An 18130-nucleotide genomic window follows, 5' to 3' on the forward strand; every position below is an offset into this window, starting at 1 on the left:
CCGGGAGCCGCCATGTCCGAACGCGATACGAGCCAGTGGAAGTTCGAAACCCTGTCGGTCCACGCCGGCTATTCGCCTGACCCCACCACGCGCGCCGTGGCGCCGCCGCTCTACCAGACGGTGGCCTTCGCGTTCGACAGCGCCCAGCACGGCGCCGACCTGTTCGACCTGAAGGTGCCCGGCAACATCTACAGCCGCATCAACAACCCGACGCAGGACATCCTGGAGCAGCGCGTGGCCGCGCTCGAAGGCGGCATCGCCGCGCTGGCGCTGGCCTCGGGCCAGGCGGCGGTCACCTACGCGATCCAGACCATCGCCGAGGCCGGCGACAACATCATCAGCAGCACCGCGCCCTACGGCAGCACCTATAACCTGTTCGCGCACACGCTGCCGCAGTTCGGCATCACCACGCGCTTTGCCGACCACCGCGATCCCAAGAGCTTCGACGAGCTGTTCGACGAGAAGACCAAGGCCGTCTTCGTCGAGTCGCTGGGCAACCCGGCCGGCAACGTGACCGACATCGCCGCCATCGCGGCGATCGCGCACCGCCACGGCGTGCCGCTGATCGTCGACAACACCGTGCCCTCGCCGTACCTGAGCCGGCCGATCGAGCACGGCGCCGACATCGTCGTGCATTCGCTCACCAAGTACCTGGGCGGCCACGGCACCAGCATCGGCGGCGCCATCGTCGATGCGGGCAGGCTCCCGTGGGCCGAGCACAAGGAACGCTTCAAGCGCCTCAACGAGCCCGACGTGAGCTACCACGGCGTGGTCTACACCGAAGCGCTCGGCCCGGCGGCCTACATCGGACGCGCCCGCGTCGTGCCGCTGCGCAACACCGGCGCGGCGATCTCGCCGTTCAATGCCTTCCTGATCCTGCAGGGCATCGAGACGCTGGCGCTGCGGCTCGACCGCATCAACGACAACGCCATCGCCGTCGCCAAGCACCTGCAGTCGCACGGCAAGGTCAAGTGGGTCAACTACGCCAGCCTGCCAGAGCACCCCGACCATGCGCTGGCGCAGAAGTACCTGGGCGGCAAGGCTTCGGGCGTGCTCACCTTCGGTATCGAAGGCGGCCGGACGGCCGGCGCGCGCTTCCTCGATGCGCTGCAACTGTTCACCCGCCTGGTCAACATCGGCGACGTGCGCTCGCTGGCCACGCATCCGGCCTCGACCACGCACCGCCAATTGTCCCCGCAGGAACTGGCCCGGGCCGGCGTGTCGGAAGATACGGTGCGGCTGTCGATCGGCATCGAGCACATCGACGACCTGCGCACCGACCTCGACCGCGCGCTGGAGGCCGCCTGAAGAGTCCGTCCTTCCACACCTCCGTTCACCTACCCACTACCGACGCCATGACCGCTTCCCTGCAACGCCTGCCCGACGCTTCCCTGGATCAGCTGTTCCGCAACGCACGCACCGTGCATGCCTTCCAGCCAGTGCCGGTGAGCGACGAGACCCTCCACGCGCTCTACGACCTCCTCAAGTGGGGCCCGACCGCGTTCAACGCCCAGCCGGCGCGCTTCGTCTTCGTGCGCAGCCCCAAGGCCAAGGCCCGCCTGAAGCCGGCGCTGTCGGCCGGCAACCAGGCCCAGACCGATGCCGCGTCGGTCTCGGTCATCGTGGCCGAGGATGCGCGCTTCCACGAGCACCTGCCGACCCAGTTCCCGGCCTACGACGCCAAGCCGCTGTTCGATGCCAATGCCGAGCTGGCCAAGTCCACCGCCTTCCGCAACAGCAGCCTGCAGGGCGCCTACCTGATCCTGGCCGCGCGCGCGCTCGGCCTCGATGCCGGCCCGCAGTCCGGCTTCAACGCCGAGCTGGTCGACAAGGAATTCTTCCCCGACGGCCGCTGGCACGCCAACTTCATCGTCAACCTCGGCGTGGCCGATGCCAAGGGCATCTTCCCGCGCGGCCCGCGGCTGTCGTTCGAAGAGGTCGCGCAGATCCTCTGACGGTGGCGCCGGCCGGCCTTTCTTTCTTCCGTTTCCTCCCCGTCCTTCCCCATCCACATCAAGGAGTACACAACATGTCCATCCAGGCCATCAACGTCCGCAACCAGTTCCGCGGCAAGGTCAAGGAAATCATCCGCGGCGACGTCGTCTCGGAAGTCGATGTCGAGACGCCCTGGGGCGTCGTCACCTCGGTCATCACCACCCGCTCGGTCGACGAACTGGCCCTGGTGCCGGGCTCCGACGTCGTCGCCCTGGTGAAGTCCACCGAAGTCTCGATCGCCAAGATCTGAGCGCTTTCCGACCCGGCGCCGGCGCAGTTCCTCCGCATCGCCGGGGCGGCGCCGGCGTCGTCGTTCCTGCTCCTCCCAGACAAGACAAGAAGAACATGCTGTCGAACATGCGCACTTCCTTCGATCCTTCCCATGCCGCCAGCCGCCGCGGCTTCCTGGCCGGCGCCCTCGCGGCGGCCGTGCCGGGCATCGTCCAGGCCCAGAGCGGCACTTCGCGCATCCTCGTCGGCTTCGCGGCCGGAGGCGGCGGCGACCTGGTCGCGCGCCTGCTGGCCGAGCGCCTGCCCCGGCACCTGGGCGCGGCTGGCCAGAACGTGCTCGTCGACAACCGCCCGGGGGGCGCCGGCAAGATCGCGGTGGATGCCCTGCGCAACGCGCCGCCCGACGGCAACACCCTGCTGCTGGCGCCGCTGGTCACGCCGGTGCTGTCGCAGCTCGTCTTCCGCAACCCGGGCTACGACCCGGCGCGGGACTTCGCCCCGGTCGGCGTGGTCGGCCACTTCCAGTTCGGCCTGGCCGTGCCGGCGTCGCATCCGGCGCGCGACGTGCCCTCGTTCATCGCTTGGCTCAAGGCCAACCCGGCCAAGGCGTACTTCGGCAGCCCCAGCCCCGGCAGCCTGCCGCACTTCTTCGGCCTGCTGCTCGGCGAGGCGGCCGGCGTCGATTACACGCACGTCTCGTACCGCGGCGGCGCGCCCATGCTCAACGACCTGGCCGCCGGCCAGATTACCTCGGGCATCGACACGGTGCAGAAACTGCTGGAGCTGCACCGCAGCGGCCGCATCCGCGTGCTCGGCGTGTTCGCGCCGCGCCGTGTGCCGCAGCTGCCCGATGTGCCCACGCTCGCCGAGCAAGGCTACCCGAAGGCCACCGGCAGCGGCTGGTACAGCCTCTGGGCCGTGGCCGGTACCCCGGTGGCGCGCCAGCGCGAATGGAATGCCGCGCTCAATGCCACGCTGCGCGAACCCGCGGTGCAGAAGAAGTTCGACGAATGGGCGCTGGAGCCGGCGCCGGGCACGCCGGAGCAGCTGGAGGCCCTGCGCCGGTCCGACATCGAGAAGTGGCGCCTCGTGATCGCCGCATCGGGTTTCAAGGCAGACTAAAGCCCATGACTGCAACACCCAGGCAACCCAACATCCTCTTCATCCTGGCCGACGACCTCGGCTGGGCCGACCTCGGTGTCTATGGCCAGCGCGACTACGCCACGCCGCACCTCGACGCGCTGGCCGACGAAGGCGTGCGCTTCACCCAGGCCTATGCCAACTCGGCCGTGTGCTCGGCCACGCGGCTGGCGCTGATCACCGGGCGCTACCAGTACCGGCTGCGCGCCGGGCTGGAGGAGCCGATTCCCACCGCCGCGCGCAGCATCGGTCTGCCGCCGGAGCACCCGACGCTGCCCTCGCTGCTGCGCGGCGCCGGCTACGACACGGCGCTGATCGGCAAGTGGCACCTGGGCCGCCCGCCCGAGTTCAGCCCCTTGAAGAGCGGCTACGACCGCTTCTTCGGCAACCTGGGCGGTGTGGTGGACTACTTCACCCACAAGGCCGGCGTAGGCGACCACGTGCCGCGCGACCTGTTCGAAGGCGACGTGCCGGTGGAGCGTACCGGCTACTACACGCAGATCCTGGCCGACGAGGCCGAGAAGTACGTGCGCGGGCAGGCCGGCTCCGGCAAGCCCTTCTTCCTGTCGCTGCACTTCACCGCGCCGCACTGGCCGTGGGAGGGGCCGGGCGACGAGGCCGTCTCGGGCGAACTCAAGGACCTGTTCCACTACGACGGCGGCAACCTGCGCACCTACGGCCGTATCGTGGCCGCACTCGACGAGGCCGTGGGCCAGGTGCTGGCCGCGCTCGACGCGACGGGGCAGGGCGACGACACCATCGTCGTTTTCACCAGCGACAACGGGGGCGAGCGGTTCTCCAACACCTGGCCCTTCACCGGTCAGAAGACCGAGCTGCTCGAAGGCGGCCTGCGCGTACCCACGCTGCTGCGCTGGCGCAAGCGGCTCGCGCCGCAGGTGCAGGACCAGGTCACCGTCAGCGCCGACTGGCTGCCCACGCTGCTGGCCGCGGCCGGCGCCGCGCCGCATGCCGACTATCCCCCCGACGGCGAGGACATCCTGCCGGTGCTCGAAGGCCGTGCGCCGGTGCGTCCGCGCACGCTGTACTGGCGCTACAAGGCCCAGGCCCAGCGCGCGCTGCGCGAGGGCGACTGGAAGTACCTGAAGATCAACGACAACGAGTTCCTGTTCGACGTGGTGAACGATCCGCGCGAGCGCGCCAACCGCAAGGACCGCGAGCCCGAAGTCTTCGCCCGGCTGCGCCGGCGCTGGGAGGAGATCGACGCGGGCTTTTTGCCGATCACCGACGAGGTGTTCACCCACGGCATCACGCCCGACGTGCAGGCCGACCGTTATGTGCCGCACACGGCCAAGCGGTTCAAGCGGCCGGGTTGAGGGACATACTCCCCCACTGAATGCCGCTTTGCGCCTTCCAGACGGTCGCCTGCGGCATATACCCCTTTCAATGCAAAAAGGGGCGCAGCCGGAATCGTGTAACGGTGCGGGCTGGTCGCCGAAAAGCCGGTCGCCCTGGGTAGGATATCGGCCGCAGGTAAGCGAATGTGATTTTGCTTATCCAGCATCGTTCGTTGGCCCGTCCGCAGGCCGCTCTAGACTGCTGCTGCCCCGCCGGGTGGCGCGGAGGGCCGTGATCCTGCCTGGGCCCCGCGGCCTGCCAGGCCCCACCCGCCGGATTCCACCAGATGCCTCACCACGCCCCGTCCTTTGCCGCCGCCGCCGTGCTACCCGCCCGCCTGCTGCCGCTCGTGCTGGGCGTGGCCGCCACGCTGCCGGCCGCCCTCCATGCCCAGCAGGCGCCCGCTGCCGGCCCGGCCGCCCAGGCCGTCGAGCCGCCGGCCTCGCTCGGCTCCATCCAGGTCACGGCCCGCCGCCGCGAAGAGAGCGCGCAGGACGTGCCCACGCCCATCTCCTCGCTGTCGGGCGACGAACTGGAGACCCAGCGCGTCACGCTGATGCAGGACCTCCAGCAGATCGGCCCGGCATCAACGCCAACTACGTGCATGCGCGCCAGTCGTCGCTCGCGATCCGCGGCATCGGCAACAACTTGGCCAACGAGGGGCTGGAGGGCAGCGTTGGCTTCTACGTCGACAATGTCTACCTCGGCCGCCCCGGCGCCGTGATCTTCGATCTGCTCGACATCGAGCAGATCGACCTGCTGCGCGGCCCGCAGGGTACGCTGTTCGGCAAGAACACCACGGCCGGCGTGCTCAACATCGCCACGCGCAAGCCGACCTTCGAGCCCGACAACACCATCGAAGTCTCGGCCGGCAACCGCGGCACCTACCAGGCGCGCGCCACGTTCTCGGGCGCACTGTCGCCGACGCTGGCCGCCCGCGTCTCGCTGTCGAAGGTGCATGACGACGGCTGGATTCAACGACGGCCGCAGGGTCGACAGCATCGACCGCGACGGCATCCGCGGCCAGCTGCTGTGGCAGCCGCACGGGCGGTTCAGCCTGCGCCTGACCGGCGACTACAACAGCGCGGTGGACACCCAGGGCTCCGGCGTCATCACCGGCCTGGGCCCGGTCCAGGCCGGCAGCCGCACGCTGGCCCAGGCCAATGCCATCGCGGGCGGACTGCCGCTGAGCGCCGACTGGCAGCGCTACGAGTCGGGGATCAACGACCCGCAGACCTCGGCCGTGCGCCAGAGCGGACTGTCGGCCGAGGCCGACTGGACGCTGCCGGGCGGCTACCGGCTCACCTCCATCAGTGCCGTGCGCACATGGCATTCGCACCCGCACAACGACCCGGACCTGACCTCGGTCTCGGCCGTGGCCGACCTGTACAACAACTCCGACGCCCGGCAGGCCTCGCAGGAGCTGCGGCTGGCCTCGCCCACCGGCGGCGCGTTCGACTACGTGGTCGGCGGCTACTGGTTCTGGCAGGACTCGCAGAACCACTACACCACCGTCGGCGGCCCCTATGCCGACCTGTTCCTGCTGCCCACGTCGGTGCCGCTGGGCTACAACTTCCTCGGCGACATCACCTCCAACAGCCTGGGCCGCGTGCGCACCAACAGCTGCGCGCTGTTCGGCCAGGGCAACTGGCACATCGACGAGCGCTGGGACGTCACCGCCGGCCTGCGCGGCACGTACGAGGAAAAGCACGCCCGCGTTACCCGCGACGACCCGATCGGCGGCACCGCGCTGCCGGTGTTCACCGGCCCGTACGCCTCGCTCAACACCATCCGCCCCGGCCAGTATGCGGCCTGGGATTCGGGCGCGCTCGGCCTCTCCAACTTCGGCCCGTCGGCGCTGGTCGGCACCAGCTACAAGCTCCGGCCCGGCATGCTGGCCTACGTGTCGCTCTCGCACGGCGAGAAGTCCGGCGGCTTCAACGCCAACGGCGTGGGCAGCGGCCCGGCGCTCGGCGTCGATTCGCTGCGGGTGGGCCCCGAGCGGGCCAACAACCTGGAGCTGGGCTTCAAGAGCACGCTGTGGGACAGGCGCCTGCTGTTCAACGCCAACGCCTACACCACCCGCGTCACCGGCTACCAGGCCGTCGGCATGGTTACGCCGGCCGGCTCGCTGGTGCCGGTGCAGACGCTGTCCAACGTCGGCAGCGTCGAGAGCAAGGGCTTCGAATGGCAGCTCCAGGCTCAGCCTGCGCGCGGCTGGCTGCTCAACCTGAACGGCGCCTTCAACGACGCGCGCTACCGGTCCTTCGCCAACGCGCCGGTCCCGGCCGAGGCCTATGCCAACGGCGCCGCGCCCACGGTGCAGGACCTGAGCGGCCAGCGCGTCTACGGCGCGCCGCGCTGGACCTTCAACATCGGCGGCAGCTACCGCTGGGGCTGGAGCCCGCAGCTGAGCCAGACCGTGGCCGCCAACTACGCCTGGCGCTCGGAATCCTTCGGCTACCTCGACAACTCCATCTACAGCCGCATCCCGGCCTACGGCCTGCTCAACCTGTCCACCGGCTGGCAGTTCACCGTGCAGGGCACCAACTTGGTGGAGCTGTCGCTCTGGGCCCGCAACGCCCTCGACAGGCGCTACCTGCTGGCGGTGCAGCCCACCATCCAGGGCGCCTACCTCGGCTCCGTCGGCGCGCCGCGCACCGTGGGCGCCACGCTGCGCTACAGCTTCGTCTGATCGCATGGCGCCTGGCGGATACCCCCGGAGCAATGCGTGGAAAGCCAGCGTGAAATGTGAGCCTGCAATGTATACCCCCGTCGCCCTACCAGGGAGAACCCCGCCGTGACCCTTCAGAAGATCCCGCTGCGCATCGAGCCGATCGACATCGCCGCGCGCTACCACCACATCCGCTCCGTGCCGCAGCAGCCCAACTTCGCTGCGCGCATCGAAGGGCTGGACCTGACCCGGCCGATCGGCGACGCGGTGCGGCGCGAGCTGTACCAGGCGCTGCTCGACTTCGAGGTGCTGTTCTTCCCGCCGCAGCAGATCACCCCCGAGCAGCACGTGGCCCTGGCCGGCGTGTTCGGAGAAATCGCGCCCGGCGCCTTCTTCCCGCGCAAGGACGGGCATCCGGACGTCGAGGTCATCGAGTTCAACGCGCAGCGCCCTCCCGAGATCAACATCTGGCACAGCGACCTGACCTGGCTGCCCGAGCCGCCCAACGGCACCGTCATCCAGATCACCGAGCTGCCGGCGCAGGGCGGCAACACCGCCTGGGCCAGCCTCAGCAAGGCCTTCGCCGCGCTCTCGCCCGGCCTGCAGACCTACCTCGAAGGTCTGAGCGCCACCCACACCTGGGAGATCAGCGGCTGGCGCGACGCGCTGGAGAAGTATGCCGGCGTCGACGCCCTGGCCGACGCGCTGCGCAAGTACAAGCCCGTGTCGCGCCCGGTGGTGCGGGTGCATCCCGAATCGGGCAGGAAGGTCCTGTTCGTCAACGAGAACTTCACCAAGCACATCGACGGCGTGCACTTCCGCGAAAGCCGCGGCCTGCTGGAGTTCCTGCGCGAATGGATCGTGCAGCCCGAGTTCACCTACCAGCACAAGTGGGAGCCGAACGGCCTGGCCGTGTGGGACAACCGCACGACCCAGCACTACGCGCTGACCGACTACTGGCCGCACCGCCGCGTCACCCAGCGCGTCACGTTCAACGCCTTCGGCTCCGCGCCCACCACGCAGAGCACGCGCGCGGCCGTCGTGGCCGACGCGCGGGCCGGCGCCATCACCGCCTGAGCTGCCCGACGGACGGAAGCGAGCCATGCTGCTGCGCCGCGAAGGCCGCCACCTCGACGCCGCCGCGCGCCGCGAGGTGTGCGACGCCATCGTGGCCAATCCCGCGCTCGGCAGCGCCGCAGCCCGGGCCGCACCGGCCCTGTGCGACGCGGGCTGGCTCCAGACCTGGCCCGACGGCGCCCTCGTCGTCGCCCAGGGCGCGCCCTGCGACGACGTGCAGGTCGTGCTCTCCGGCACGGTCGAGATGGGCGTGGCCCGCGCCGACGGCAGCCGCGTCGTCATCTCGTACATCCAGCCGCAGGAAATCATCGGGATCATCGGCGCCATCGACGGCCGCGGCTCGCTGCACGACCACCGCGCCCACGGCACGACCACGCTGTTCCACATCCCGCGCGAGGCGCTGCTGGCGCAGCTCACCGCCGATCCGGCGCTGCTCTTCGGCACCTTCGCGCTGATCTGCGCGCGCGCCCGGCTGCTCTACGACGGCATCGAGAAGATGGTGCTGTCCACCCTGCGCGCGCGGCTGGCCGGCCGGCTGCAGTGGCTGGCCGCCACGCACGGCCGCGAAACGCCCGAAGGCACGGAGCTGACGATCCGCCTGTCGCAGGAGGACCTGGCGTCCATGCTCGCCACCTCGCGCCAGAGCGTGAACAAGGAACTGCGGCGGCTGGCGGCGGAGGAGGTGATCGACATCCGGTACAGCCGGGTGGTGGTGCGGGATATGGAGAGGCTGCGGCGGATCAGCGTGAAAGAGGGGTAGCGGCCGCCCGTGGCCCGGCCTGCGCCGTGGCCGGCTCCCGCGTCAGGCTGCCGAGCCGTCCGGTGCCCGACCGCGCGGCATTGCGCTGCCCCACACGGTCAGCCCGATCAACACCGCCTGGAACGGCAGCCGCGCCACCAGCAGCCAGTACGGCACTGCCGGACACTCCACAGCGTGCTGCAGCATCACCACGTTCGCCGGCGTCACCGCGATTGTCAGCAGCACCAAGCCCCAGCCGGCCGCCCGGCGCACCGGCCGCCACAGCAGGCCGAACGCCCCGAGCAGTTCGAACACTCCACTGGCCAGCACCGCCTCGCGCGACCACGCAATCCATGACGGCACGATGCGCAGCTCGGCCTCGGTGGCGGCGAAGTGCGCGATGCCGCCCAAGAAGAACCAGAGAAAGACGAAGCCCAAGGCAGCCTTGCGGCTCCGGCTGAGCGCAGGATGAGTGGGTGAGGAAGAAAGCGGTGCGTGCATGCCGACCCACAGTATCGGACGCAGCCCGGCCTGAGAAGCACCACTACAGGCACGCATGGCGCATTCCCACAGCCGTGGCGGGGCGGCGTGCTCGGCGGACTGGAAGCCGATCTGGGCGCCGAGGTCAAGGCCGTGGCGTGGAGGATGTGGTCGACACCAGCGCAGGCGCGGCCCCGGCTCAGGACGGCCGTGAAGATCCAGCTCGAACACAGGGCCTGCAAAGAGCGGTCGCGCCGAACCGGCGGATCGGGCCTGCCGTCGCAGGTGCGCGATCCCTGCACTCCGGCAGGAGCCGGCGGGTCCTTCGGGGCGGTCAGTCAGTGCGCGGACGGGCTTGCGCCCCCACGCGGCCCTGCCAGCCCGAAGTGGGCCGCCAGCGTATCCACTACGTTCTCGGCCATGGCGCGGCGCGTTTCCTCGGTGCCGGATCCGATATGCGGCGCGAGGACCAGCCGCCGGTCGTTGGCCAGCGCCGCCGGCACCTCGGGCTCGTGCTCGAACACGTCCAGCGCTGCGGCGGCGATGCGGTTGGCAGCCAGTGCGGCGATCAGCGCCTGCTCGTCGACGATGGGGCCGCGCGCGATGTTGACCAGGAAGCCGCGCGGACCCAGCGCGTCGATCACCCTGGCATCCACCAGATGGTGGCTCGAGGGCGTCAGCGGGCAGGTCAGGATGAGCATGTCGCTGTCGGCGGCGAGCCGGGCCACGTCGTCGTAATACGGCAGGTCCACCGGCTTGCGGTTCGGGCCGAAGTAGGCCACCTGCGAGCCGAAGGCGGCCAGCCGGCGGGCGACGGCCGAGCCGATGGCGCCGAGGCCGGCGATGCCGATGCGCATGCGCGAGATGGAGCGTCCCAGCGGATACTGCGGCTGCCGCAGCCACTGGCCGGACCGCACGAAGGCATCGGCATTCACCAGGTCGCGCGTGACGGCCAGGGCCAGGCCCAGTGCGGTGTTGGCCACGTCTTCGGCCAGCACGTGGGAGGTGTTCTCGATCACGATGCCGCGGGCCTTCACGGCCGCGACATCGACGTTGTCAAGGCCGGCGCTGTAGCTGGAGATGATCTCCAGCGCGGGCAGGGCGTCGAGCAGCGCGGCATCGACTTTGGTCTTGCGCAGCGCCAGGCCGCGGACGGCGGGACCGTGCTCGCGCAGCAGGGCCTGGGCTTCGGCGGGCTCCTTGGGCAGTTCGTGCACGGTGAAGAGCGTGCGGAGTTCTTCGGTCGTCCAGTCCGGCAGATCGGCCGCCTTGAGGATGATGGGCTTCTGCTTGGTCATCTTGCTTGTGTTGGCTGTTGCGATTCGACCGCGGAGCATTGTGCGCGCGCGGCAGTAGCGGGCGTTCCTGCGCTCAGGTCGCGCTCACGCGCTCGATTCTGCCCATGAAGAACAGGTACGTGGCGGCGGCGACGAGGCAGTGGGCGGCGACGAAGTAGAGGCCGGCCGTGTAGCCGTGCGTGGCCTGCACGATGTAGCCGAAGACGATGGGCGTGACGATGCCGCCGATGTTGCCCACGCAGTTGAAGATGGCGCCGGCGAGGCCCACGGCCTCCCGCGGCGCGGTGTCGCAGGCGATGGCCCAGGTGCCCGCACCGGCGGCCGCGCCCTTGCCCAAGAAGGCCAGCGTCATCAGCAGGACGATCAGCGTGTTGCTTTCGGTGAAGGCCGACAGGACGAGGCAGCAGCCCAGGGCCATGCCGAGGACGAACGGCGTCTTGCGCGCCCACGACACGCTCCATCCGCGCCGGATCAGCCAGTCCGAGACGGTGCCGCCGGCAATGCCGCCGAGAAAGCCGGCCACGGCCGGCAGCACGGCCGCCAGGCCGGCGCCCGCGACCGACATACCGCGCGCCTGCACCAGGTAGATCGGGAACCACGTGATGAAGAAGTAGCTCAGCGCGATGGTGCAGTACTGGCCGACGTAGGCGCACCACAGCATTCGGTTGCCCAGCAGCGCCTTCGCCAGCTTCCACGACAGGGGCGGGCGGGCGCTGCGTTCCTGGGTGGAGTCGATGTCCACCATCGCGCCGCCGGCGATCATGTGGTCGAGCTCCACCTTCGACACCTTGGGATGCTTGCGCGGCTCGTGCATCACCCTGGTCCACACGAAGGCCGAGAGGATGCCGAGGGTGCCGACGACGAAGAACGGCGCCGGCCAGCCGAAGTGCTGGGTCAGCTGGCCCGCGAGCGGCGAGAAGATCGCCACCGCGAAGTACGACGCCGATGCGAACAGCGAGGTCGCCAGGCCCCGCTCCTCCTTCGGAAACCACATCGCCGCGACGCGGTTGTTGGCCGGGAAGGAGGGCGCCTCGATGAAGCCCAGTGCGAAGCGCAGGGCGAACAGCAGGCCGAGCGCGACCGACAGCTCGGTGGTCACCTCGCCCACGAAGCCGACCAGGATGGTCGCGATCGACCACAGGACCAGCGTCACGCCGTAGACCGCCTTGGTGCCCAGGCGGTCGAGCAGCAGGCCGCCCGGAATCTGGCCGACCACGTAGGCCCAGCTGAATGCGGACAGCACGTAGCCGAGCTGGACGCTGCTGAGGCCGAACTCCTTGACGATGCCGGGTGCAGCGATCGACAGGATGGACCGGTCGGCATAGGCAATGGTGGCCAGGAGCAGGATCATCGCCAGCACGGTGAAGCGGATACGGCTGCGCGTGCCCACGGCAGGCGCAGCCCGGCGATCGATCTCGTGGGCGGAAAGGGTGGTGTGGTTCATCGGATTCCGTTGGCTGCGACCGGTACGCAGCGCCGCGGCGGGAGGCCGGCGCAGGGTGGTCATGGGGCGGCTTGCCCGGGCCGGCGGCGAAACGGTGTGTGCGTCGGTCCGGCCCGTGACAGGTTTCGGATTAATTGAAACACTAATATTTTAGTGAGGGAACTGGGGAAATCCCTTGGTGCCGGCTGCAGGCGGCCCGCCGCTGGACCAAGCGCGGAAAACGCATGTGCTTGCGCCACACGCTTCTAGCAAGTGTCGGCGCGGCGATAGATTGACGCGGGAGAGCTTCGGAGAATCGTGGGTTGCATCAAACTGTTACCGACCCGGAGAACTCCCATGACCATCTTCCCCGCGCCGGCCCGGCTCCTGCCCTTGGGGCTCGCACTGGCCGCCGCCTGGCCTGCGGCCCAGGCCCAATCGCAAGGCGCTGTGCCCACGCAGGCCGAGCAGACCACCACGCTCGACACCATCAAGGTCACGGCCCGCCGCCGCGAGGAAAGCGCGCAGGACGTGCCCGCGCCCATCTCCACCCTCGGCGGCAACGAACTGGAGGCCGGCCGCACCTACCAGGTTCAGGACCTCCAGCAGCTGGTGCCCAGCCTGAACGCCAACTTCGTCCATGCGCGCCAGTCCTCGCTGGCCATCCGCGGCATCGGCAACAACCTGGCCAACGAAGGGCTGGAGGGCAGCGTCGGCGTGTATGTCGACAACGTCTACCTCGGCCGCCCCGGCGCCGCGGTGTTCGACCTGCTGGACCTGGAGCAGATCGACGTGCTGCGCGGCCCGCAGGGCACGCTGTTCGGCAAGAACACCACGGCCGGCGTGCTCAACATCACCACGCGCAAGCCGACCTTCGAGCCCGACAACACCATCGAAGTCTCGGCCGGCAACCGCGGCTACTACCAGCTGCGCGCCGCCTTCTCCGGCCCGCTGTCGGAGACGCTGGCCGGCCGCCTCTCGCTGTCGAAGACGCATGACGACGGCTGGATCAAGAACATCAACGACGGCCGCAGGCTCGACAGCATCGACCGCGACGGCATCCGCGGCCAGCTGCTGTGGCAGCCGCACGGGCGGTTCAGCCTGCGGCTGATCGGCGAATACAACAGCTCCGACGATACGCAGGGCGCGAGCGTCATCACCGGCCTGGGTCCGGTCAAGGCCGGCTACCGCACGCTGTCGCAGGCTGCGGCGCTGGCCGGCGCGGCGCCGCTGGTGAGCGATTGGCGCGCTTACCAGACCACGCTGGACGGCCCGCCAAGCTCGGCCACGCGCCAGACCGGCCTGTCGGCTGAGGCCGAATGGAAGCTGCCGAGCGGCCACACGCTCACCTCCATCAGCGCGCTGCGCAACTGGAAGTTCAACCCCCACAACGACGTGGACCTGAGCACCGCCTCGGCCGTGGCCGATCTGGGCTACACGGTCGAGTCGCGCCAGGCCTCGCAGAAACTGCGGCTGGCCTCGCCCACCGGCGGGGCGTTCGACTACGTGGTCGGCGGCTACTGGTTCTGGCAGGATGTGAAGAACACCTATACCACCATCGGCGGCTCGCAGGCCGACCTGTTTCTGCTGCCGACCACCGTGCCGCTGGGCTACGGCTTTCTCAACGGCATCGACTCGCAGAGCCACGGCGCGGTGCGCACCAACAGCATCGCGCTGTTCGGCCAGGGCAACTGGCACATCGATCCGCGCTGGGACATCACGACCGGCCTGCGCGGAACCTATGAAGAGAAGAAGGCCCAGGTCTCGCGCGACGCGCCCACCGGCGGCTCGGTGCTGCCGACCTTCCCGGCGCCGTACGCCGCGCTCAACGCGATCCGCCCGGGGCAGTACGCTGCCTGGAGTTCCGGCCCGCTGAGCCAGGACAACTTCGGCCCGTCGGCCCTGCTGGGCACGAGCTACAAGCTCCAGCCCGAGGTGTTGGCCTATGCCTCGCTGTCGCACGGCGAGAAGTCCGGCGGCTTCAATGTCAACGGCGTGGGCAGCGGTCCGAGCCTCGGCGTGAACTCGCTGGTGGTCGGCCCCGAGCGGGCCAACAACCTGGAGCTGGGCATCAAGAGCACGCTGTGGGACCGCAAGCTGCTGCTCAACGCCAACGCCTACTACGCCCGCGTGAGCGGCTACCAGGCGGTGGCGCTGGTCACCCCGGCGGGCACGACGGTGCCGGTGCAGGTGCTGTCCAACGTGGGCGAGATCGAAAGCAAGGGCTTCGAATGGCAGGTGTAGGCGCTGCCGGCGCGCGGCCTGCAGCTGTCGTTCAACGGCTCGTTCAACGACGCGCGCTACAGGTCGTTCGAGAACGGCCCGGTGCCGGCCGAAGCCTATGCCGGCGGCGCTTCGTCCACCTCGCAGAACCTGACCGGCCAGCGCGTGTACGGCGCGCCGCGCTGGATCCTGAACCTGGGCGGCAGCTACCGCTGGGCCTGGAACGACCGCCTGAGCCAGTCGGTGGCAGCCAACTACTCGTGGCGCGACTGGGCCTTCGGCTACGTCGACAACTCGATCTACAGCCGCATCCCGGCCTACGGCCTGCTCAACCTGTCGACCACCTGGCAGTACGCCGTGGCCGGCGCCAACCAGGTCGAGCTGTCGCTGTGGCCGCGCAACGCGCTGGACAAGAAGTACCTGCTGGCCACGCAGCCGACGATCCAGGGCGCCTACACGGGTGCCGTGGGGGCGCCGCGTACGATCGGCGTGACGCTGCGCTACAACTTCAGTTGATGGCACAGCGGCGCGCGCTGCTCGCCGGGCTGGCGGGCGCTGGCCTCGCTCGGCGCGGCTGGGCTGCGGCAACGCTGCTGCGGCGCATCCGCATCGCCGTGCCGGATGCCGGCGCCGGCACGCTGTCGAGCAGCGGGCTCGACATCGTGCCCACGCTGCTGGAGCTGGCCGGCACCGCGCATCCGGAGCCGGTCTACCGCGATTGTCCGGTCGTGCCGCCCACCGGGCGCTCGCTGCTGCCGTACCTGCGCGGGCAGTCCGAGGCGGTGCATGCGGAGGACGCCGTCACCGGCTGGAGCTGTTCGCCCGCCGCGCGGTGCGCCAGGGGAAGTGGAAGGCCATCTACCCGCCGCGCCCCGAAGGCACGGGCCGCTGGCAGCTCTACGACCTGGCGAAGGACCCGGGCGAGATCCACGACCAGGCCGCCGCCCGGCCCGAGCGGCTGGCTGCGCTCATCAAAGCCTGGGACGGCTATGCGCGCGGCAACGGCGTGGTCGAGCTGCCCACAGTCGCCCGGCGCATCCGCCGCGAGATCGGCCGCGGCCTCCGGCGGCTGCTGACCGGCCGGCGCGGCCGCGCCGACACGTAAAGCGATTCACCCCTAACCTTGCGACCCATGACTGCTTCCGCTTCTTCTTCATCCAGCAACGGCCGCCGGCAACTGCACCTCGGCGCCTTCTTCTTCGGCGTGGGCCACCACCTGGCTGCCTGGCGGCATCCGGCGGTCGATCCGTCGGCCGCCACGCGCATCGAGGCGCTGCGCGACTGGGCCCGCATCGCCGAGGCGGCGCGCTTCGACGCAGTCTTCTTCGCCGACAACGTCGGCCTGCCGGCGTTGCCGGCCGTGCACCTGGCGAAGAACTCCCTGCCGTATCCCTTCGATCCGCTCATCACGCTTGCGGCTCTGGCAGGTACTACCGAGCGTATCGGCCTGGTGGCCACCGTCTCGGCCACCTACCTGCCGCCCTACCACCTGGCGCGCAAGTTCGCCACGCTCGACCGGGTGAGCGGCGGGCGCAGCGGCTGGAACCTGGTCACCTCGGGCGCGGATTTCGAGGCACGCGCCTTCGGGCTGGCGCAGCAGATCGGCCATGCCGAGCGCTATGCCCGGGCGCGCGAGTACGTCGACGTGGTCCAGGGCCTGTGGGACACCTGGGACGACGACGCCTTCGTCCACGACCAGCACGGCAGCCGCTTCTTCCGGCCCGAGGGCCTGCACCGGCTGGTGCACCGCGGCGCGCATTTCTCGGTCGAAGGCGCCTTGCAGACGCCGCGGCCGCCGCAGGGCTACCCCGTGCTGGTGCAGGCCGGTTCGTCCGAAGACGGGCAGGCGCTGGCCGCGGCCACGGCCGAGCTGGTCTTCACCGCGCAGCAGACGGTGGAGGAGGCTCGCGCCTTCTACAGCGGGCTCAAGGGCCGGCTCGCCGCGAACGGCCGCACGCCGGAGGACCTGAAGATCCTGCCCGGCCTCTCGCCCTACGTCGGCGCGAGCGAGGCCGAGGCCAAGGAGAAATACGCGCAGCTCCAGTCGTACATCGACCCGGTGCTCGGCGTGGGGCTGCTCTCGGTCTTCCTCGGCAACGTGGACCTGTCGGGCTACCGCGTGGACGATCCGTTCCCGACCGACCTGCCGGTCACCGAAGGCTGGAAGAGCCGGCAGGAGCTGTTCAACGCGCTGGCCCGGCGCGAGAACCTGACCATCCGCCAGCTCTACGAGCGCGTGGCCGGTGCGCGCGGCCACTGGACGGTGGTGGGCACGCCGGCGTCGATCGCCGACCAGATCGAACACTGGTTCACCACCGGCGCGGCCGACGGCTTCAACGTGCTGCCGCCCACGCTGCCGCAGGGGCTGGAGGACTTCGCGCGGCTGGTCGTGCCCGAACTGCAGCGCCGTGGCCTGTTCCGCACCGAATACACGGGCCGCACGCTGCGCGACCACCTGGGCCTGCGGCGGCCGCCGAACCCGCATACGGTTCAGCTTTAGACCGTCAGGTTTTGAGAAAACGACTTTTTATTCGTTTGTGTTTGTTGGACTTGCTTCTAAATTGATGGCTATCGCCACCACGACAGAGAGCGGCGAGGCTCACCAGCCATCCCGAAGAGGAGTTCGTTTTCCATGTCATCCGAAGTCGCCGAAGCCGTCCTGCCCGAAGCCCTGGAGCGCGCCCGTACTGCCGCGGCCGAGCAGGGCCTGCCCTATGCCGGGGGCGTGTCGCCCGCCGAGGCCTGGGCGCTGTTCCAGGCTGGGCAGGCGGCGCTGGTCGATGTGCGCTCGGGCGAGGAGCGCAAGTTCGTCGGCCACGTGCCCGACAGCCTGCACGTGCCCTGGGCCACCGGCACCAGCCTGACCCGCAACCCGCGCTTCGTGCGCGAGCTCGAAGCCAAGCTCGCCAGGCAGGGCGGCAAGGAGGCCGTGCTGCTGCTGCTGTGCCGCAGCGGCAAGCGTTCGGCTGCGGCGGCCGAGGCTGCGCACAAGGCCGGCTTCACCCAGGTCTACAACGTGCTCGAAGGCTTCGAGGGCGAGATTGACGAGCGGGGACAGCGGGGGCATGGTGACGGCTGGCGCTTCCGCGGCCTGCCGTGGATCCAGGACTGACGGCCGGCCTCCGCGCACGGCGCCGGCCCCTGGCCGCCGACGCACGCTCCCATGATCGACCGACGGTGATCTTGCCCCCGTTTCACGGACACCCCTATAAGCGATTAACTATCGCAATAGGAGGTGGACGATGACCAAGAGCAAGGCAGGCAGAAAGGGGCAGGAGTTCAGCCTGGAGTTCAGGCAGCAGGCACTGTTGCGAGCGGCCACAGAAGGGGTAACCACGGTGGCTCGTGATCTGGGGTTGCAGCCTGCCCAGCTGTACAGTTGGCGCGCCCAGGCGCGGCGGCACGACCAGGACGATCAGGCACAACGCTTGGAGTTGGCCGAACATGCACGGCTCAAACGTGAAGTGGCGCGGCTGGAGGAGGAGAACGCTTTC

At 69.8% G+C, this 18130-nt stretch carries 18 protein-coding genes and 1 pseudogene; 15 read left to right on the forward strand and 4 right to left on the reverse strand.

Annotated elements, in window-relative coordinates; all coding sequences use genetic code 11:
* Positions 1-12 precede the first annotated feature (12 nt).
* The 9 genes and pseudogenes from GAK38_RS11060 (at position 13) to GAK38_RS11100 (ending at position 9233) form a co-directional block, all read left to right on the forward strand.
* Complete coding sequence (locus tag GAK38_RS11060; protein ID WP_325344065.1) at positions 13-1308, forward strand: O-acetylhomoserine aminocarboxypropyltransferase/cysteine synthase family protein; 1296 nt, start codon at positions 13-15, stop codon at positions 1306-1308.
* 47 nt (positions 1309-1355) lie between these two features.
* A complete protein-coding gene (locus tag GAK38_RS11065) occupies positions 1356-1955 on the forward strand; it encodes a malonic semialdehyde reductase (protein WP_325344067.1) in 600 nt (199 codons plus the stop codon).
* Positions 1956-2029: 74 nt separating this feature from the next.
* Positions 2030-2245, forward strand: coding sequence for a TOBE domain-containing protein (locus GAK38_RS11070; RefSeq protein WP_325344069.1), 216 nt, complete (start codon positions 2030-2032; stop codon positions 2243-2245).
* Positions 2246-2340: 95 nt separating this feature from the next.
* Positions 2341-3348 carry a Bug family tripartite tricarboxylate transporter substrate binding protein gene (locus GAK38_RS11075; RefSeq protein ID WP_325344070.1) on the forward strand — a complete coding sequence of 336 codons (1008 nt, stop codon included), beginning with the start codon at positions 2341-2343 and terminating at the stop codon, positions 3346-3348.
* A 5-nt stretch (positions 3349-3353) separates the two neighbouring features.
* Positions 3354-4700: a sulfatase family protein gene (locus tag GAK38_RS11080; protein WP_325344071.1), complete on the forward strand. Its 1347-nt coding sequence runs from the start codon at positions 3354-3356 to the stop codon at positions 4698-4700.
* A 70-nt stretch (positions 4701-4770) separates the two neighbouring features.
* Positions 4771-5472, forward strand: a pseudogene (locus GAK38_RS23925) (hypothetical protein); the annotation flags it as partial.
* Positions 5473-5680: 208 nt separating this feature from the next.
* Positions 5681-7417, forward strand: coding sequence for a TonB-dependent receptor (locus tag GAK38_RS11090; protein WP_325344076.1), 1737 nt, complete (start codon positions 5681-5683; stop codon positions 7415-7417).
* Between the two features lie 105 nt (positions 7418-7522).
* Complete coding sequence (locus tag GAK38_RS11095) at positions 7523-8473, forward strand: TauD/TfdA dioxygenase family protein (protein WP_325344078.1); 951 nt, start codon at positions 7523-7525, stop codon at positions 8471-8473.
* 25 nt (positions 8474-8498) lie between these two features.
* The gene (locus GAK38_RS11100) at positions 8499-9233 is read left to right on the forward strand and encodes a Crp/Fnr family transcriptional regulator (protein WP_325344080.1); all 735 of its coding nucleotides are present in this window, start codon (positions 8499-8501) and stop codon (positions 9231-9233) included.
* A gap of 42 nt (positions 9234-9275) precedes the next feature.
* Here GAK38_RS11100 and GAK38_RS11105 read toward each other — a convergent pair whose 3' ends face one another.
* The 3 genes from GAK38_RS11105 to GAK38_RS11115 form a co-directional block, all read right to left on the reverse strand.
* Positions 9276-9650, reverse strand: a complete 375-nt coding sequence (locus GAK38_RS11105; RefSeq protein WP_325344082.1) for a DoxX family protein — start codon at positions 9648-9650, stop codon at positions 9276-9278.
* Positions 9651-10030: 380 nt separating this feature from the next.
* Entirely contained in the window at positions 10031-10990 is a 960-nt protein-coding gene (locus GAK38_RS11110) for a 2-hydroxyacid dehydrogenase (protein ID WP_325344084.1), read from the reverse strand.
* Between the two features lie 73 nt (positions 10991-11063).
* Complete coding sequence (locus GAK38_RS11115; protein WP_325344086.1) at positions 11064-12434, reverse strand: MFS transporter; 1371 nt, start codon at positions 12432-12434, stop codon at positions 11064-11066.
* A 336-nt stretch (positions 12435-12770) separates the two neighbouring features.
* Here GAK38_RS11115 and GAK38_RS11120 point away from each other — a divergent pair, with 336 nt between their 5' ends.
* Together GAK38_RS11120 and GAK38_RS11125 are read left to right on the forward strand one after the other, a co-directional pair.
* A complete protein-coding gene (locus tag GAK38_RS11120) occupies positions 12771-14657 on the forward strand; it encodes a TonB-dependent receptor (protein ID WP_325344088.1) in 1887 nt (628 codons plus the stop codon).
* An 81-nt stretch (positions 14658-14738) separates the two neighbouring features.
* On the forward strand, positions 14739-15152 hold the full coding sequence (locus GAK38_RS11125) for a hypothetical protein (RefSeq protein ID WP_325344089.1): 414 nt from the start codon (positions 14739-14741) through the stop codon (positions 15150-15152).
* On the opposite strand, the gene GAK38_RS11130 is transcribed toward GAK38_RS11125, so the two are convergent.
* Positions 15145-15327 carry a hypothetical protein gene (locus GAK38_RS11130; RefSeq protein WP_325344090.1) on the reverse strand — a complete coding sequence of 61 codons (183 nt, stop codon included), beginning with the start codon at positions 15325-15327 and terminating at the stop codon, positions 15145-15147. The genes GAK38_RS11125 and GAK38_RS11130 overlap by 8 nt on opposite strands.
* Positions 15328-15468: 141 nt before the next feature.
* On the opposite strand from GAK38_RS11130, the gene GAK38_RS11135 reads away from it, so the two are divergent.
* From GAK38_RS11135 to GAK38_RS11150, 4 genes are all read left to right on the forward strand, one after another.
* The gene (locus GAK38_RS11135; RefSeq protein WP_325344092.1) at positions 15469-15741 is read left to right on the forward strand and encodes a hypothetical protein; all 273 of its coding nucleotides are present in this window, start codon (positions 15469-15471) and stop codon (positions 15739-15741) included.
* A gap of 27 nt (positions 15742-15768) precedes the next feature.
* Positions 15769-17136, forward strand: coding sequence for an LLM class flavin-dependent oxidoreductase (locus tag GAK38_RS11140; RefSeq protein ID WP_325344094.1), 1368 nt, complete (start codon positions 15769-15771; stop codon positions 17134-17136).
* A gap of 132 nt (positions 17137-17268) precedes the next feature.
* Complete coding sequence (locus GAK38_RS11145; protein ID WP_325344096.1) at positions 17269-17748, forward strand: rhodanese-like domain-containing protein; 480 nt, start codon at positions 17269-17271, stop codon at positions 17746-17748.
* Positions 17749-17878: 130 nt separating this feature from the next.
* On the forward strand, positions 17879-18130 hold a 252-nt coding region (locus GAK38_RS11150; RefSeq protein WP_291781585.1), incomplete at its 3' end, for a transposase.

Source organism: Xylophilus sp. (assembly GCA_009914555.1).
In the GTDB taxonomy this organism is placed as follows: Bacteria; Pseudomonadota; Gammaproteobacteria; order Burkholderiales; family Burkholderiaceae_C; genus WNDY01.

Bases quoted from the DNA above. Each gene is read 5' to 3' on its own strand.
- GAK38_RS11080 (WP_325344071.1), top strand. From the start codon at position 3,354: ATGACTGCAACACCCAGGCAACCCAACATCCTCTTCATCCTGGCCGAC.
- GAK38_RS11070 (WP_325344069.1), top strand. From the start codon at position 2,030: ATGTCCATCCAGGCCATCAACGTCCGCAACCAGTTCCGCGGCAAGGTC.
- GAK38_RS11110 (WP_325344084.1), bottom strand. From the start codon at position 10,990: ATGACCAAGCAGAAGCCCATCATCCTCAAGGCGGCCGATCTGCCGGAC.
- GAK38_RS11120 (WP_325344088.1), top strand. From the start codon at position 12,771: ATGACCATCTTCCCCGCGCCGGCCCGGCTCCTGCCCTTGGGGCTCGCA.
- GAK38_RS11075 (WP_325344070.1), top strand. From the start codon at position 2,341: ATGCTGTCGAACATGCGCACTTCCTTCGATCCTTCCCATGCCGCCAGC.
- GAK38_RS11090 (WP_325344076.1), top strand. From the start codon at position 5,681: ATGACGACGGCTGGATTCAACGACGGCCGCAGGGTCGACAGCATCGAC.
- GAK38_RS11065 (WP_325344067.1), top strand. From the start codon at position 1,356: ATGACCGCTTCCCTGCAACGCCTGCCCGACGCTTCCCTGGATCAGCTG.
- GAK38_RS11115 (WP_325344086.1), bottom strand. From the start codon at position 12,434: ATGAACCACACCACCCTTTCCGCCCACGAGATCGATCGCCGGGCTGCG.
- GAK38_RS11100 (WP_325344080.1), top strand. From the start codon at position 8,499: ATGCTGCTGCGCCGCGAAGGCCGCCACCTCGACGCCGCCGCGCGCCGC.
- GAK38_RS11140 (WP_325344094.1), top strand. From the start codon at position 15,769: ATGACTGCTTCCGCTTCTTCTTCATCCAGCAACGGCCGCCGGCAACTG.
- GAK38_RS11145 (WP_325344096.1), top strand. From the start codon at position 17,269: ATGTCATCCGAAGTCGCCGAAGCCGTCCTGCCCGAAGCCCTGGAGCGC.
- GAK38_RS11060 (WP_325344065.1), top strand. From the start codon at position 13: ATGTCCGAACGCGATACGAGCCAGTGGAAGTTCGAAACCCTGTCGGTC.